The sequence below is a fragment of the Actinomadura fulvescens genome (assembly GCF_039533225.1).
Classification (GTDB): Bacteria; Actinomycetota; Actinomycetes; order Streptosporangiales; family Streptosporangiaceae; genus Spirillospora; species Spirillospora fulvescens.
Genome location: NZ_BAAATD010000004.1, coordinates 17,851 through 33,523, shown reverse-complemented (window position 1 = coordinate 33,523; position 15,673 = coordinate 17,851). Strand labels below are relative to the sequence as shown.

The window sequence follows — 15,673 nt, the reverse complement described above, 5'->3', positions numbered from 1 at the left end:
ACCCGCTACGGGCCAGCGCACCTCCGCGCAGGTAGAAACCACGGCCGCGCAGACTGACCACGCTGCGTCCACGTGGGTGGAGGACGCTGCGGCTGAGGGCGGGGCTGGCGCGCCCGCGCAGGCCGAGCCCACTGGGGGCCAGCACACCTCCGCGCAGGCGGAACCCACCGCGCCCACACAAGCTGGCCCAGCAGCACCCAGGTGGGCAGAGGATGCCGCGCCCGCGGCGCCAGCCGCCCAGCACGGACCCGGCACGACCGCGCAACACCCCGCTGCGCCCGCGCAGGCAGACGCCACGGCCGCGCAGACTGGCCACACTGCGTCCACGTGGGCGGAGAACGCTGCGGCTGAGGGCGGGGCTGGGGCGCCTGCGCGACCTGGCGAGACCACGGGCGCGCAGTCTGCGGCGGTTGGGGTGGATCCTGATCGCGGTTCGTGGACTGTTGAGGTTCCTGGTCTTTCCCAGCCCGTGACGGAGGCGGTCGATCCGCCGCCGGTGACGGTGGAGTGGCGGCCTGAGGGCGATCCTCCTACGCCTGCGCAGGCGAGGGAGTGGAGGGCGGCGGTAGCGCCGCCTGAGCCGGTTCAGGGGTGGGGCGTTGCCGATCCGCTGCCGTTGCGCAGCGAGACTCCGGCTTCGACGGACTCGGGTCAGTGGGCGGTGCCGTGGGCGGGTGCGGAACAGGAGGTCCCGCGTAAGAAGAGGCGCCGCGGGCTGATCGCGACGGTGCTTGTGCTCTTGGTGCTGGCCGGTGGGCTGGTGGCGGGGCAGCTGTTGCGTCCGCTTCCTAAGCCGACGGTCACGTTGACGTTGGCCAAGACCAGTCACACGTTCGCCGGGAGCAAGCCCTCGTTGGCCTGGCCGGTCCAGGGGCAGTCGGCGTTGTACGTCGATGGCGTCGGGAGCATGGGCGCGGCGGGTGGTTCGGCGTCCATTCCTACGGCGAGTGTGGCCAAGGTGATGACCGCGTACGTGTTCCTCAAGAGCCATCCACTTGCCAGCGGACAGGCGGGTCCCGTCTACACCGTTTCCAGGGAGGCCGCGCTGCGGCTGGTCGGGCAGAAGCGGCGCGGCGAGTCGTTGCTGGAGGTCACGGCGGGGCAGCGGCTCACCCAGCGCAAGGCCCTCGAAGCACTGATGATCATTTCGGCGAACGACGTGGCGCACGAGCTGGCGCGGTGGGACGCGGGCAACCCGACGGCCTTCGTCGCCAAGATGAACGCGGCGGCCAAGCAGCTCGGCATGACCGGCACCCGGTACACCGACCCCAGCGGCTACGACTCCCGTACGGTCAGCACGGCGGCCGACCAGGTGAAGTTGTTGCGGGCGGCGATGCGCATCCCGGCGTTCGCCGAGATCGTCAGCAAGCGCACCTACGTGCCCAGCGACGGCGGCGCGATGCGGGTGGGCGGCAACATGCTGCTCGGGCAGTTCGGGGTCGTCGGCGGCAAGACCGGCTTCACCGACGCGGCGGGCGGCAACTACGTCTTCGCGGCCCGCAAGCGGGTCGGCGACGTCAACGCCCTCATCGTCGGCGCGGTGATGGGCCAGCGTTCAGCGAGCGCGGTCGGCGCCATCGACGCGGCCAAGAACCTGGTCGCCGGGGCCCAGGGGGCGCTCGTCTCGGCCACGCTGGCCCCGGCCGGGCAGCAGGTCGCGCAGGTCGACGACGGCATGGGCGGCACCACGCCGGTGACCACCAAGGCCCCGCTGACCGTGATCGGCTGGCCCGGGCTCACCGTGCCGGTGCAGGTCAAGGCGTCCGCGCCGCACGAGGCCCCGCAGGGCACGCAGCTGGGCACGGTGTCGGCGGGAGCCTCGCGCGTGCCGCTGGTCCTGGGCGCGGATCTGGCCGAACCGCCCATGACCAAGCGGCTCGTGCGCCTGGCCGACTAAGCGGTTCGGCGCGGGTCGTCCAGCTCGGCCGGGCGGTCCACGGCGGGGCTCAGCCAGACGGTCAGCACCATCTCCATCTCCAGACGGCTCTCCGGGTCGTAGAGGCGCTCGCCGAACAGCTCCTCCAGCTGGTGCAGCCGGTAGCGGACCGTCTGGGGGTGGACGTGCAGCCGCGTAGCCACCTCCGTGGCGTTGAATCCGCTCTGCAGGCACGCCAGGAGTGTGCGGGCGAGCCGTTCGCGATGGCGCGGCCGGACGGTCCGGAGGGGGGCGAGGCGCAGGTCGGCGACGGCGCGGACGAGTTCCTCGTCCTTGAAGACGACGAGCGTCGGCATGTGCTCCGAGCAGCGGATCAGCTGATCCGACGGCAGGATGCCGCGCCGCGCCAAGGGCAGCGCCTCGCGCGCCCAGCGGAGCGACTTGGACGCGTCCTCGGTACGGACGGTGGGCCCCATCGCGGCGACCCAGTTGCGCAGCGACGAGTCGAGCAGGCGTCCCCGGCCCGGCCCCTCGGGGTCGGGGACGAGCAGGCACGGCTCGCGCCGGTTGACGTCGGCGAGCACGTCGGGCGGCAAGGAGGGGTGGGAGAACGGGTGCTGGCCGCGCTCGTACAGAACGACCGCCGCGACCGTTCGTGGAACGCGCCATTGGGCGAGCCGCGCGAGGTCGGCGATCGCCTGTTGTGACGCGGGCGGCTCGGCCAGCAGCAGGTCCAGCAGGCGCCGGCGGCGGTGTTCGAGCTCGCCCGCCTCCTGTTCGCGCGCCTTGGTGTACCCCTCGGTCGCGGCCCGCGCGATCTCGTCGAGGAACGCGAAGATGGCCTCGGCGATGCTGGCCAGGTGGCGGCGCGAGACGTTCATCTGCTCGGATTCCGCGGCCAGCCGCCGCCAGGCCACCCGGGCGCCCAGCCTCAGCGTGCCCTGCAGCACGTCGAGGTTGCGGCCCTCCCGGGCCTCCGCCCAGCCGATCTCCCGGTAGACCGCGGCGACGGGCTCCCAAGACGCGTTCGGGTCGACGATCAGGTCCACGAACTGCCGCAGGGCGCCCTCCACCGCGAGACGTACCAGCCGGGCGTACTCCTCGTCCTGCGGCCGGTCGTACTCCGGGATCCCGGCGAGGATCTCTTCGATCATCTCGTCTGCCAGCTCGGCGAGATGGGGCCGGAAGATGTCGGAAAGCTCACCCGGCACCCCGGCCCAGGGCTTCAGGGGCGAGTGTTCCTCGATCGCCATGGTCACCGTCCGCACCTCCCGGCCCCCGGATCAGGAACGCGGGGGCGTTTCGGAAGTTACCTCGGCGTGATCCAGAGCACTTCACCACATGTGAAGCAATGAACCCGTCGAATTGTCACCCGGCTGACAACGCCCGTTCAGACACGCCGGTTTCCCGGCCCGGCGAACACCGCCGCGGCGCCGAGTCCCAGATAGATGAACCCGGTGGCGTAGCGCTGCCGACGCTGGAACGCCGGCCTGGCACGCAGCCAGCCGGCGACCGAGTCCGCGGCGAGCGCGTACAGGATGTCACTGCCGAGCCCGATCAGCCCGGTGATCATTCCCATCACCAGGATCTGCATGGGCACCGCGCCCGCCTCCTGGTCCACGAACTGCGGCAGGAACGCCAGGAAGAACAGGATGACCTTCGGGTTGAGGATGTTGACCAGCGCGCCGTCCAGGTAGACCCGGCCCAGCGACTGCGGCTTGAGGTCGGGCGTGTCGTGTCCGCCCCGGCTGCGGAACGTGCGGATCGCCATGTAGACCAGGTACGCGGCGCCCGCGTAACGCACGATCCCGAACGCGGTCGAGGAGGCCGCGATCACCGCCGACAGCCCCGCCGCCGCGGCCACCATGTGCACGATCGTGCCGGTCTCGACACCGAGGGCGGAGGTGATCCCCGCCCGCCGGCCCTCCGCGATGCTGCGCGCGGTGATGTACAGGTGATTCGGCCCGGGAATGACGATCAGTGTCGTCGCCGCGAGCAGAAAGAGCAGTGGATTCGTCACGACACGGACGTTACGGGCGGCACTGGACCCCGAGTAGAGCCAAACCGGGCCACCGACCGTGGACCAATCCGGGCGGCTCAGGTGCCGGCGGGAGCGGGGCCGACGGCCAGGGCGCCCGCGAGCACGAGCCGCCCCGACATGCGCACCATGCGGGTGACCTCCTCGGTCGGCCGCCGCAGGGCGGTGAGGCTGACCAGCGCGGCGAGCAGGACGTGGCCGAGGACGATCTCCACGTCGTCGAGATCGGGCACCGGGTCGCCGATCGCCGTCGACAGGCGGTCGCGCACGAACAGGAACAACACCGTGCGCGCGTCGTCCACGCTGGAGTCGTCCGAGGTCACCGCCTGGATGATGGCCGACGTGAGGGTGAGCTCGCCGGCCGCGACCTCGACGATCCGCTCCAGCAGCGCCGTGAGGCGTTCGGCCGGGGTGTCGCCGATGGCCAGCGCGTCGATGTCGTCGGTGATCCGGTGCGCCCAGGTGGCGGCGACCTCGGTGAGCAGGTGGTCCTTGGTGGCGAAGTAGCGGTACACCGTCGCCCTGGCAACGCCCGCGCGGTCGGCCACGTCGTGCATGGTGACGGCCGGGTAGCCGCCCTCGTGCGCGAGCTCGCGGGCGGCTTCGAGCAGCCGTTCCCGCCGGGCCTGCTGATCCTTGCTCAGCGTCCGCGTGACGGTGATCCGCACATCGCCGGTCAAGTGTCGCCTCCTGTGTGTGGCCGACCCCATTCTCCCGCACATTTGTTTCACCCCGGTCGCACGCGGGGTGGTGAATACGCGGAAAGAGGCCCCCGCCCCGAGTACGGCGGGCACGGCAGGGGCCTGAGTACGGCAAGCCCCGACCACATCCGGCCGCCCACGCACACCACGTCGGCACGTCCGCGTCGGCACGTCCGCGTCGGCACGCCACGCTGGCGCGCCACGCCGCGTCGCCACGCCGCACGCCACGTCGCCACGTCGCCACGCCGCACGCCGCGTCGGCACGCCCGCGTCCGCACGCCACGTCCGCACGCTGGCACGCCACATCCGCACGCCATGCGGGCACACCGCGTCGACACGCCCACATTGGCACGCCGCGGCCGAACGCCGCGCTGGCACGTCCGCGTCGGCACGCCCGCGTCCGCACGCCACGTCGCCACGCCGCACGCCGCGTCGGCACGCCCACATCCGCACGCCACGTCCGCACGCTGGCACGCCACGTCCGCACGCCATGCGGGCACGCCGCGTTGGCGCGCCCACATTGGCATGCCGCGGCCGAACGTCCGCGTCGGCACGTCTGCGTTCTGGGTGGCGGGGCTTCTCTTGCCGGGCGTGGCTGGGAGCGTCAGGATGGCGAGGGATGCGGCCTACCGCTTGCTTGGTTGAGACGTTAGCCTAGATCCCAGTCTCACTCCAGGGAGCCGCCCATGCCGCACCCGCCCACCCCGACGACCGGCGTCATCGTCACCGGCGGCGCCTCCGGCATCGGGGCCGCCAGTGCCCGTGCCCTGGCCGAGGCCGGCCGGCCCGTCGCGCTCTGGGACCTCGCCGATCCCACCCCCGTCGCCAAGGACATCGCCGGGACGTACGGCGTCGCGGCCCATCCCGTCACCATCGACGTCACCGACACCGCGGCCCTTCCCGACGCCGTCGCCGCGAGCCGGGCCGTGCTCGGCACCATCGGCGGCCTTGTGCACGCCGCCGGAACGCCGGGGCCGCACCCGGTCGGCGACCTGACCGAGGAACGCTGGGACTCCGTCCTCGACGTCAACCTGCGGGCTCAGGCGCTCCTGGTCCAGGAGCTCCTCAGCGACCTCAAGGCCAACCCCGGTTCCGCCATCGTCGGCATCGCGTCCATCGAGGCGTTCCTCGGGAACGCGTTCATCCCGGCCTACTGCTCGTCCAAGGCCGGGCTGCTGGGCCTTACCCGATCCCTCGCCCACCTGCTGGGCGGCGACGGCGTCCGGGTGAACGCGGTCTGCCCTGGCTACATCGACACCCCGATGCTGCGCCGGTCCACGCCGGAGGAGCTCATGGCGCGCTTCTCCACCAAGGCCGTCCTCGGCCGTCTCGGCGATGCGGACGAGGTCGCCAAGGCCGTGCGCTTCCTCATGAGCGACGACGCCTCGTTCGTCACCGGCACACACCTCACCGTCGACGGCGGCACCACGGCGGTGGACCACTGATGGAGACTTCCATGACCACATCCGCGCCGCTCGCCGGGACCGCCGCGCTCGTCACCGGCGGCGGCAGCGGCATCGGTCTCGCCTGCGCGCGTCGCCTCGCGGCCGACGGCGCGACCGTGACCATCTGCGGCCGTACGGAGGAACGCCTCGCCCGCGCCGCCAAGGCGATCAGCGTCGACGGGGCCGAGGTGCGGCACATCGTCGCGGACGTCACCGACGAGGAGCAGGTCGCGGCCGCCGTCGCGTTCGCCGCCGATCCCGCGCCGCTGCGCGCCGTCGTCCACAGCGCGGGCGGGTCCACCTCGATCGGGCCCATCGGCTCGCTCGACACCGCCGCCTGGCGCGCGACCCTCGAACTCAACGCGACCGGCACGATGCTCACGCTCAAGCACGCCGCCACCCGGATGGCGCGCGGCGGAGGCGGCGCCTTCGTCGCCATCTCGTCGGTCGCCAGCTCCAACACACACCGCTGGTTCGGCGCGTACGGCGTCTCCAAGGCGGCCGTGGACCACCTCGTCGCGCTCGCCGCCGACGAGCTCGGCACCGCAGGGGTGCGCGTCAACGGCATCCGGCCCGGCCTCGTCCGCACCGAGCTCGTCGCCGGGATCGCCGAGCCGGGCCCGATCCTCGACGACTACCTGGCCTGCATGCCGCTCGGGCGCGTGGGCGAGCCCGAGGACATCGCCGAGGCCGCGCGTTTCCTCGCCGGCCCCGAGTCGTCCTGGGTGACCGGCCAGGTCATCAACGTCGACGGCGGCCACCACCTGCGCCGCGGCCCGGACTACCGCGCGATGTTCGAGCCGATGTTCGGCGCCGCCGCCCTCGACGGCGTCCCCGCGCCCGAGGAGTGATCGACCGCATGCTGGGAGCACGCTGATGACCGACCTCAAGGTGGACCTTCTCGACGGTGACATGTACGCGACCGACCCGTGGGCCGTGTACGCGCGGCTGCGCGCCGAGGCGCCCGTCTACCACGACGCGGACAACGGCCTGTACGGGATCTCCCGGCACGCCGACGTCTTCGCGATCGAACGCGACGCCAGGCTGTGGAGCAATGCCGGAGGCTACCGGCCGCAGCTCCCCTCCGACCCCTCCATGATCGGCTACGACGATCCCGAGCACATGCGCCGGCGCCGTCTGGTCTACGACCGTTTCACCCCGCGCGGCGTGTCCCGCTACGAGGACAGGATCCGCGCCACCGCGATCGACTGCATCGACACGGCGCTGGAGAAGGGCACGCTCGACGCGATCGCCGGGCTCGCCGCGCCGCTGCCCGCCCGCGTCATCGGCTGGCTGCTGGGCTTCCCGGAGGACGCCTGGCCGAAGATCGTGCACTGGTCGGAGACGGCGGGGCTCGCGGGCGGCGGACGCCGCTACATCACCGACGCCGCGACGATCGCGGCCGGCGAGTTCGCGCTCGCGGTGCTGGAGATGGCGAAGGAACGCCGCGCCTGCCCGACCGACGACCTGCTGTCCATCTGGTCGAACGTGGGGCCGGGCCAGCCCGCCTACGACGACGAGCACCTCGCGCACGAGGCGCTGCTGCTGCTCGTCGGCGGCGCCGAGACGACCCGGACGGTCATCGCCACGGCGATCGACGCGCTCATCGAGCATCCGGACCAGGCGCGGCTGCTGCGCGACGACCCCTCGCTCGTCCCGGGCGCGGTGGAGGAGTTCATCCGCTGGACGACGCCCATCCTCAACATGTGCCGCGTGCCGAGGCACGACACCGAGCTGCACGGCGTGACCATCCCGGCGGGCGAGCAGGTGCTGCTGATGTACGGCTCCGCCAACCGCGACGAGACGGTCTTCGACGCGCCCGGCACGTTCGACGTGACGCGTACGCCGGGCGACCACATCGCGTTCGGCCTGGGCGCCCACTTCTGCCTCGGCGCCTCGCTCGCGCGACTGGAACTGAGGATCTTCTTCGAGGAGTACCTCGCCCGCGTCGGCGGCGCCGAACGGGCCGACGCCGAGGGGCCGCGCTTCTTCCGCAACGCCTTCTTCCGCGGCGTGAGCTCGTTCCCCCTCACCCTGACCCGGCGGAGCCGCACATGACGGCACCGGCACGCTCGTTCAACCTGGCGGACCTGTTCGAGGTGGTGGCGGACGCGTGCCCGGACCGGCTCGCGCTCGTCGCCTCGGGCGACGACACCGGCCCGGCCGAGGTCCGGTTGACCTACGCCGAGCTGGACGAACGGGCCGACCGCGTCGCCCGTCATCTGGCGGCGGCGGCCGGCGTCGGGCCCGGCGATCACGTGGGCATCCTGGCCCGCAACCGCGCCGAGTGGCTCGAATCGATGATCGCGTGCTTCAAGCTGCGCGCCGCGCCCGTGAACGTCAACTACCGCTATGTCGCCGATGAGCTGGCGCATCTGCTCGGCGACTCCGAATGCGTCGCGCTGGTCGCCGAACGCGACCTGCTGCCCGCCGTCGACCGCGACCGCCTCCCCTTGCTGCGGCATGTCCTGACCATCGACGGCGACTACGAGACGGCGCTGGGGGCGGCCTCGCCCGAACGGCCGTCCGGCGAACGTTCGTCCGACGACCCGTACCTGCTCTACACCGGCGGCACCACCGGGCTTCCCAAGGGCGTGCTCTGGCGGTGCGAGGACATCTTCGTCGCGGCGATGGGCGGCGGGAACTTCGGCGGCGATCCGGTCACCGCTCCAGAACAGCTCGCGGCCTGCGCGGACCGTGACCCCCTGCGCGCCCAGGTACACGCGCCGCTCATGCACGGCGGCGGCCAGTGGATAACCTGGATCACGCTCACGACCGGCGGCACCGTGGTGTTGTGGACCGGCCGCCACTTCGCCGCGCGCCCGGCACTGGAGCTGGCCGTACGGGAGCGCTCGCAGATCCTCATGCTCGTCGGCGACGGCATGGGCAGGCCGATCGCGGACGAGCTGGCCACCGGCGCGTACGAGGGCCTGGAGGTCTTCGCGTTCGGCTCCGGCGGCGCCCCGCTCTCGTCCGGCGTCAGGGAACGCCTGCTCGCCGCCGTACCGGGCGCGTACGTCTCCGACAACCTCGGCGGCTCCGAGACCGGTGCGATGGGCACGGCGGTCGGTGACGGGCGTTTCCAGCTCGGCCCGGAGTTCGCCGTTCTCGGCCCGGACTTCAAGCCCGTAGCGCCGGGCGAAGAGGGCATCGTCGCGCGCACCGGTCACATCCCCATCGGTTACTGGAACGACCCGGGCAAGACCGCCGCGACGTTCGCCACCGGTCCCGACGGGCGGCGCTGGGCGCTCCAGGGCGATCACGCCCGCGTCGAGGCGGACGGCACGGTCACCCTCCTCGGCCGCGGCTCGCTCATCATCAACACCGGGGGCGAGAAGGTGTTCGCGGAGGAGGTCGAGACGGTCCTGCGCGCGCACCCGGCCGTGACCGACGCGATCGTGGTCGGGCTTCCCGACGAACGCCTCGGCCGGCGGGTGACGGCGGTCGTGGCGACCGACGTCCCCGGCAGTGCGGAACGACTGACCGATCACTGCCGGGAACGACTCGCGGGTTACAAGGTGCCGCGTACCTTCGTCTTCGTGGAATCGGTCCGGCGTACGCCCGTGGGCAAGCCCGACTACGCCTGGGCACGGGACCACGCGGCGTCGACGACCTGAGCTGCACGCCCTGAACTACGCGACGTCGACTTCGCGGCGCCGTTCGGCCCAGAGCAGGGAGTGCCGGATGGCGTCCGCGATCGTGTACTCCGGCTTCCAGCCGAGCAGGTCGCGGGCCTTGGCCGGGTTGACGAAGGCGCCGACCACGTCACCGGGACGGGCCGGGGCGTCCTCGGCCAGGAAGCCGTCGCCGACGACGTCCCGGAAGGCGGTGACCAGCTCCCGTACGGTCGTGCCGTCTCCGGTGCCCAGGTTGATGACCTGGTAGGCCCGCTGCCGGCCCGGCCCGAGCGGCGGCACGATGGCGTCGAAACGGCTCGCGGCCTCGTAGAACGCGCGGGCGATGTCCCAGACGTGGATGTAGTCGCGGATCGCGGTGCCGTCGCGGGTGTCCCAGTCCACCCCGGTGATCTTGAACGGGACGCCCAGCCGGTACGCCTCGATCATCTTGCCGAGCGCGTGCGTGGGCTTGCTGTTCTGCAGGCCGGTGCGCAACTGAGGATCGGCGCCGATGGGGTTGAGGTAGCGCAGGGAGATGACCCGCAGGCCGTACGCCGCCGCGAGGTCCCCGAGCATCAGCTCGGCCATCATCTTGGAACGCGTGTAGGGGTTCTGCGGCTCCAGGCCGGACTCCTCGGTCACCGACAGGTCGGGCTCGGGCCGGTACATTCCGGCCGTGGACGCGAAGATCATCCGGTCGCAGGAATTGCGGTGCAGGTGCCCGGCCAGTTCGAGCGTCTTGGTCAGGTTGACCCGGTAGTACCGCAGTGGATCGGTCATGGAGTCGGGCACGACGATGAGCGCCGCGCAGTGCACGGTGACGGTGATGTCGGGGTGGTCGCGGAAGATCTGGTCGACCAGGTCTCCGTTCGCGATGTCGCCCTGGTAGAAGATCTTTCCCTCGGTGAATTCGGGCCGGCCGGTGACGAGGCTGTCGAGCACGACGGGGGTGACCCCGCGCTCGGCGAACGCCGAGGCGATCGTGCTGCCGATGAACCCGGCACCCCCAGTGATCAGGACTTTCACGGTGTTTCCCCTGCAATCCGTTGAGCTCCCCTGAATCCGTACGCACAGGATCAACAGCCCGTGGTGGACGGTCAACGCCGCGTCGTCCGGCTGACCGGCTCCGGACTCGCGTCAACCGGCGCCCGGCACCGGGCGTCCGCGTGTGGTTCGTCGGGCGTGAGGTGCACGGCATGCCGCGCCGGAATTACGGACGCACCAGGCCGGTGGATTCGGCCACCACCCAGGTGGTCTGTTTTCGGGCCACGACGTACAGCGTTTGGGGGATCCGTTCCGGACGCGAACCCGCCATCGTCGTGTCCATGCAGCTCATCCGCGTCCTCATCGTGGACGATCACGCACTGTTCGCCGAGGCGCTGTCCGCCCGCCTCGGGCGCGAACCCGACCTCGTGATCCTGCCGGTCGCCGCCGACGTACGGCGTGCCCTCGCGCTCACCGCGACCGAACGGCCGCACGTGATCGTCCTCGATCTGACCCTGGGTCCCGAGAACGGGCTGGACGTGCTCGACCGGGTCCGCGAGCACCATCCGGACGTGCGGGTGGTGGTCCTCACCGCGATGAGCGACGTGAACGCGATCGTGCAGGCCATCCGGCGCGGCGCGGTCGGCTGGCTGTCCAAGACCGAGAGCGCCGACCTGGTGTCGCAGGTCATCCGCGGCGCGGCCCGGCGGGGCGGCTGGATCCCGCCCGAAGTGCTCGGCGACGTCCTGCGGCGGCTCATGGACGACGCCCCCGAGCCGAACGGCGGCGCCCAGTTGCTGGCCGACCTCACGCCGCGCGAACGCGAGGTGCTGCAGTGCATGGTCGACGGCCTCAACCGCGTGGAGATCGCCGACCGGCTCGGCCTGTCGGCCAACACCGTCCGCACGCACACCCAGAACCTGCTGGCCAAGCTCGACATGCACTCGGCCCTGGAAGCGATCACACTCGCGATGCGGGCCGGTATGCGTCCGGGCCGCCGCGAGTAGGAGAGCCCGGCGCCGTGATGCAAACGACGTAGCGGGCCATCGTCTCGATGGGCGATTCGATCTCCGCGAGCCCTTCCTACGCTCGGGCCAACCCCAGGGCAGCCGGAGGGAAGATCGTGGAGATCGACGAGGTCGCGGCGCGCGTCATCCGCAGCTACTGGGCGGTCCTGCTGATCATGACGGTGCTCCCGCTGCTGCTCGTGGGGTTCGTGATGAGCGGCAAGGAGCCGCCGCACGTCGCCAAGTCCCGCATCCAGGCCAGCAGCCGCGCCACCGACGCGGCGCCCGGGGACGCGGGCGTGAGCATCGTGGTGAGCCAGGTCAAGGCGTTCGCCACCAGCCACACCCTGCTGCTGCGGGTGACGGGGGCGCAGAACGTGACCCGCGACCCGGTCGGGCTCGCCAAGCGGATCGAGGTCGCCGGCCTGGGCACGTCGACGGTGGTCGAGCTGTCGGTCAAGGACGCCGACGCCACCGTGGCGCGGGCGCTCACCGACGCCATCGGCACCGCCGTCGTCGCCGAGATCAACGAGTCCAACCAGGGTGCGATCACCCGCCAGCTCCTGGAGCTCGACAAGCGCATCCGGCAGTTGGAGAAGCGTCTCGGGCCGCTGTCGCGCGAGGCCGGAGCCGTGCCGCGGCCCGACATCGGCGCGGCCAACGAACGCGAACGCGTCCAGGCCGAGCTGGCCGACCTGCGTTCCAGCCGCACCGACCTGCGCACCCAGCTGTCGGCCTCCGGGACCGCCTCGGTCGTGCAGCCCGCCGTCCTGGCGCCGCGCTCCAACCCGGTGGTCATGATGTCGGCCATCGCCGGGCTGGTCGGGCTGATCTTCGGCATCCTCGTCGCGGTGGTGACCGAGATGTTCCGGCCCACGATCCCGGGCCAGCGCCGGGTGGCCAGGCGGCTCGGCGTACCGCTGCTGGGCTGGGCCGACCGCACCGACTCCGAACTGGCCGACCTCGGCCGCCGCATCCGCCTGGCCGCCAGGCGTGCCGGGGTCACCCAGGTGACGCTGGTGACGACCGGCACGGAGCCGCTGCCCCCCGAGCTGGTCTCCAAGGTGGCCGCCGCGGTGTACGGCGACGACACCAAACTCGTCACGACGGCCGTCACGACGGCCCTCCCGGAGAGCGACGACGGCAGCTCCAAGGCGGCGGCGAACGGCCAGGTCAAGGACGCGGGCAAGGACAAGAGCGGCGACGCCAAGGACGAGGGTTCCCCCTCGCCGGCCGGCACCTCGGTCGTCCGGGCCGGCAGCAGCACGGCGCTCAAGCCCAGGTCGTCCGGCAGTGAGGCCGCCTCGACCAGCGAGCTGACGCAGCCGATGCGGATTCCGGTGCGCGCCGTCTGTCACGTGCACGCCTTCGAGGACCTCGATCCGGGGGCCGACGACGAGGTCGGCGTGGTCGCGGTCGCCGGGCCGGTGACCCTGCTGACGGGCCTGGACTCGGTCCGCGATCTGATCACCGCGTCCGGCTGGCCGCTGCTCGGGCTCGCCGCCACGGCACGCAAGAGGAAGGGGTAGCCGCATGACCACCGACAGCGCCGCCACCGACACCGCCACTGACGGCACCGCAGACAGGGCCGAGCGCGCCACGATCCCGTTCGCCGTCCCGACCGTGGCCGGCGACGTGCCCGACGCCGTCGCCAAGGTGCTCGGCTCCGGCTGGATCACCACCGGCCCGCAGACCGCCGCGTTCGAGCAGGACTTCGCCGGCCACCTGGGCGCGGCCCACGTCGTCGCGGTCGCCTCCTGCACCGCCGCGCTGGAGCTCTGCCTGCGCGCGATGGACCTGCCGCCGGGTTCGGCGGTGCTCACGCCGAGCCTGACGTTCTGCGGGGCGGTCAACGCGATCCTGCACGCCGGTCACCGGCCCGTCCTGGTCGACATCGACGCCGGCACGCTCGTCGCGAGCCCGGCGACGGTCGCGGCGGCCGCCGCCCGCACCGCGCCCGCCGCGATGATCACCCAGAACCAGGGCGGCTACCCGGTGGACGTCGCGGCGCTCACCGAGGCGGCGGGCCTGGACCGCACGAGGGTGATCGAGGACGCGGCGCACGGGCCCGGCGCGGCCCGCGACGGTGTTCCCGTCGGCGCCCGCTCGTTCGCGGCCTGCTTCAGCTTCTACGCCACCAAGAACCTGCCGATCGGCGAGGGCGGAGCGGTCGCCACGTGCGACCATGCCCTCGCCGACCGGGTCAGGTCCATGCGGCTGCACGGCATGAGCAAGGACTCGTGGCGCCGTTACCTGCCCGGCGGCAGCTGGCGCTACGACGTGAAGAACGTCGGGCTCAAGGCCAACATGACCGACGTCCAGGCGGCCATCGGGAGGGCCCAGCTCGCCGCCCTGCCCGGCTGGCAGAAGGAACGCGGCGAGCTCGTCGCCCGCTACGACGCGGCCATGGCCGGCCTGCCCGGCCTGACGCTCCCCCAGCGCGAGCTCGACGGCGTCCAGCACGCCTGGCATCTCTACCAGGTGCGCGTGCCGGACCGGGACGCGATCATCGCCGAGCTGGAGACGGCGGGCGTGGGAACGTCGGTGCACTTCATTCCGGCCAACCACATGACCGCCTACCAGAGGATCCTCGGCGCCGAGGAGTGCGCGGCGGTTCCGGTCACCGATCAGGTGGCCGCCGAACTGCTCTCGCTGCCGCTCTACCCCGGCCTGTCCGCCGCCGCCCAGGACCGCGTCATCGCCGCGATCACCGAGGCCCTGCGGACCCGAGGCTGACCGTGCCCAGATTCCCGCGGCGCCGCCCGCTGTACCGCCCGCTGTACCGCCCGGGCGCAGACGGCCCCTCACGCCCCCCGTGGCGGCTTCGCCGCGCGGGTGAGCCCACCGGCCCGGCGCCGCCCGCCGAAGCGAGCCCGCTGGCCCTGCTGATGGGCCGGGACGAGGTGGTGCTGGCCGGGCGGCGCGGCCACCGGCTCGTCGCGGGCAGGCGCGTTCTGGTGACCGGCGCCTGTGGCACGGTCGGCTCGGCCTTCTGCCACCAGGTCAAGAACCTCGACCCGGCCGCGCTCTGCCTCGTCGACCGGGACGGCGCGCGGCTCCGCCACCTCGGCCAGGAGATGACCGGCACGCTCGACGCGGAGCGCGTCATGCTCGCCGAGACCGACGTGAGCGAGCGCGACGCCGTCGACGACGTCTTCCGTGCCGCCCGTCCCGAGCTGGTGTTCCACACCGCCGGGCAGAACGAGCTGGCCAAGGTGGAGCTGCGCCCGTCCCGAGGCGTCACCGCGAACGTGCTCGGGACCCGCCACGTCGTGGACGCCTCCGTCCTGCACGGGGTGGCGCGCATGGTCTTCGTCTCGTCCGACAAGGCGGCCGACCCGACGTCGGTGCTCGGCGCCACGATGCGGCTCGGCGAGCTGCTCACGCAGGGTGCGATCGGCGGCCCGACCTGCTTCGCCGCCGTGCGGATCGGCAACGTCATCGGCGAGCCGGGAGCGCTGCTGAGCACGCTCGCGCACCGCATCTCCTCGCACGAGGTCGTCACGATCACCCATCCGGAGGTGGCCCGCCACTTCATGACCGTCACCGAGGCCGCCGGGCTGCTGTTGGAGGCCGCCGCGCTCGCCGAGGAGGCCGAGACGTTCGTGCTCGACATGGGCAGCCCCGTCCCGGTGATCGAGCTCGTGCACCGCTACGCCGAGCAGCTCCGGCTGCCCGAGGTGACGATCCGGTTCAGCGGGCTGGGTCCGGGCGAGAAGCTCGCCGAGAAGACGTTCGCCGACTCCGAGCGGCGCATTCGCACCGCGCATCCGAAGATCTGGGCCACCCGGCCCGCACCGCCCCCCGCCGGGCTCCCGCAGTTGCTCGACGCCCTCTGCGACGCCGCCCGCGGAGGCGACGACGACGAGGTGCGCCTGCTGCTGCGGCGGCTGCTCCCCGAGTACCACCCCGTGCGACGCCCGCGCCCCCAGCGTGAGCCGGGCGGCGAGACGCCGCTCTGCGACGCGGGCTGCAGCCCCGATCCGCCCGGCCTGTGAGGTGCTC

The 15,673-nt window shown here is 72.4% G+C and carries 13 protein-coding genes; 9 read left to right on the top strand and 4 right to left on the bottom strand.

What is annotated here, in order from left to right; all coding sequences use genetic code 11:
- The first annotated feature begins 727 nt into the window (after window positions 1-727).
- Window positions 728-1,897, top strand: a complete 1,170-nt coding sequence (locus ABD333_RS15875; RefSeq protein WP_344541641.1) for a D-alanyl-D-alanine carboxypeptidase family protein — start codon at window positions 728-730, stop codon at window positions 1,895-1,897.
- Here the strand turns inward: ABD333_RS15875 and ABD333_RS15870 are convergent.
- The 3 genes from ABD333_RS15870 to ABD333_RS15860 form a co-directional block, all read right to left on the bottom strand.
- Window positions 1,894-3,129 carry a PucR family transcriptional regulator gene (locus ABD333_RS15870; protein WP_344542635.1) on the bottom strand — a complete coding sequence of 412 codons (1,236 nt, stop codon included), beginning with the start codon at window positions 3,127-3,129 and terminating at the stop codon, window positions 1,894-1,896. The genes ABD333_RS15875 and ABD333_RS15870 overlap by 4 nt on opposite strands.
- 137 nt (window positions 3,130-3,266) lie before the next feature.
- Window positions 3,267-3,896: a LysE family translocator gene (locus tag ABD333_RS15865; protein ID WP_344541639.1), complete on the bottom strand. Its 630-nt coding sequence runs from the start codon at window positions 3,894-3,896 to the stop codon at window positions 3,267-3,269.
- Between the two features lie 77 nt (window positions 3,897-3,973).
- Window positions 3,974-4,594 (bottom strand): TetR/AcrR family transcriptional regulator, encoded by a 621-nt coding sequence (locus ABD333_RS15860; protein WP_344541637.1) that lies wholly within the window; start codon window positions 4,592-4,594, stop codon window positions 3,974-3,976.
- A gap of 707 nt (window positions 4,595-5,301) precedes the next feature.
- Between ABD333_RS15860 and ABD333_RS15855 the strand changes: the two genes are divergently transcribed.
- From ABD333_RS15855 to ABD333_RS15840, 4 genes are read left to right on the top strand one after another with little or no spacing between them, the layout of a single operon-like run.
- On the top strand, window positions 5,302-6,060 hold the full coding sequence (locus ABD333_RS15855; protein ID WP_344541635.1) for an SDR family NAD(P)-dependent oxidoreductase: 759 nt from the start codon (window positions 5,302-5,304) through the stop codon (window positions 6,058-6,060).
- Window positions 6,061-6,071: 11 nt separating this feature from the next.
- Complete coding sequence (locus tag ABD333_RS15850) at window positions 6,072-6,911, top strand: SDR family oxidoreductase (protein ID WP_344541633.1); 840 nt, start codon at window positions 6,072-6,074, stop codon at window positions 6,909-6,911.
- Window positions 6,912-6,936: 25 nt separating this feature from the next.
- Window positions 6,937-8,118, top strand: a complete 1,182-nt coding sequence (locus ABD333_RS15845) for a cytochrome P450 (protein ID WP_344541631.1) — start codon at window positions 6,937-6,939, stop codon at window positions 8,116-8,118.
- Window positions 8,115-9,677, top strand: coding sequence for an AMP-binding protein (locus ABD333_RS15840; RefSeq protein ID WP_344541629.1), 1,563 nt, complete (start codon window positions 8,115-8,117; stop codon window positions 9,675-9,677). The genes ABD333_RS15845 and ABD333_RS15840 overlap by 4 nt, the downstream gene beginning before the upstream one ends.
- 15 nt (window positions 9,678-9,692) lie before the next feature.
- Here the strand turns inward: ABD333_RS15840 and galE are convergent, their stop codons facing one another.
- On the bottom strand, window positions 9,693-10,703 hold the full coding sequence (galE, locus tag ABD333_RS15835; protein WP_344541627.1) for a UDP-glucose 4-epimerase GalE: 1,011 nt from the start codon (window positions 10,701-10,703) through the stop codon (window positions 9,693-9,695).
- A 299-nt stretch (window positions 10,704-11,002) separates the two neighbouring features.
- Between galE and ABD333_RS15830 the strand changes: the two genes are divergently transcribed.
- The 4 genes from ABD333_RS15830 (at window position 11,003) to ABD333_RS15815 (ending at window position 15,666) form a co-directional block, all read left to right on the top strand.
- Complete coding sequence (locus tag ABD333_RS15830; protein WP_344541626.1) at window positions 11,003-11,668, top strand: response regulator; 666 nt, start codon at window positions 11,003-11,005, stop codon at window positions 11,666-11,668.
- A gap of 116 nt (window positions 11,669-11,784) precedes the next feature.
- Window positions 11,785-13,197 (top strand): GumC domain-containing protein, encoded by a 1,413-nt coding sequence (locus tag ABD333_RS15825; protein WP_344541624.1) that lies wholly within the window; start codon window positions 11,785-11,787, stop codon window positions 13,195-13,197.
- Window positions 13,198-13,201: 4 nt separating this feature from the next.
- Window positions 13,202-14,404 carry a DegT/DnrJ/EryC1/StrS family aminotransferase gene (locus ABD333_RS15820; RefSeq protein WP_344541622.1) on the top strand — a complete coding sequence of 401 codons (1,203 nt, stop codon included), beginning with the start codon at window positions 13,202-13,204 and terminating at the stop codon, window positions 14,402-14,404.
- Window positions 14,405-14,406: 2 nt separating this feature from the next.
- A complete protein-coding gene (locus ABD333_RS15815; protein WP_344541620.1) occupies window positions 14,407-15,666 on the top strand; it encodes an SDR family NAD(P)-dependent oxidoreductase in 1,260 nt (419 codons plus the stop codon).
- The last annotated feature ends 7 nt before the right edge of the window (window positions 15,667-15,673 follow it).

Coding starts and splice junctions, on each gene's coding strand:
- ABD333_RS15870 (WP_344542635.1), bottom strand. CDS start 3,129: ATGGCGATCGAGGAACACTCGCCCCTGAAGCCCTGGGCCGGGGTGCCG.
- ABD333_RS15850 (WP_344541633.1), top strand. CDS start 6,072: ATGACCACATCCGCGCCGCTCGCCGGGACCGCCGCGCTCGTCACCGGC.
- ABD333_RS15840 (WP_344541629.1), top strand. CDS start 8,115: ATGACGGCACCGGCACGCTCGTTCAACCTGGCGGACCTGTTCGAGGTG.
- ABD333_RS15820 (WP_344541622.1), top strand. CDS start 13,202: ATGACCACCGACAGCGCCGCCACCGACACCGCCACTGACGGCACCGCA.
- ABD333_RS15855 (WP_344541635.1), top strand. CDS start 5,302: ATGCCGCACCCGCCCACCCCGACGACCGGCGTCATCGTCACCGGCGGC.
- ABD333_RS15830 (WP_344541626.1), top strand. CDS start 11,003: ATGCAGCTCATCCGCGTCCTCATCGTGGACGATCACGCACTGTTCGCC.
- ABD333_RS15845 (WP_344541631.1), top strand. CDS start 6,937: ATGACCGACCTCAAGGTGGACCTTCTCGACGGTGACATGTACGCGACC.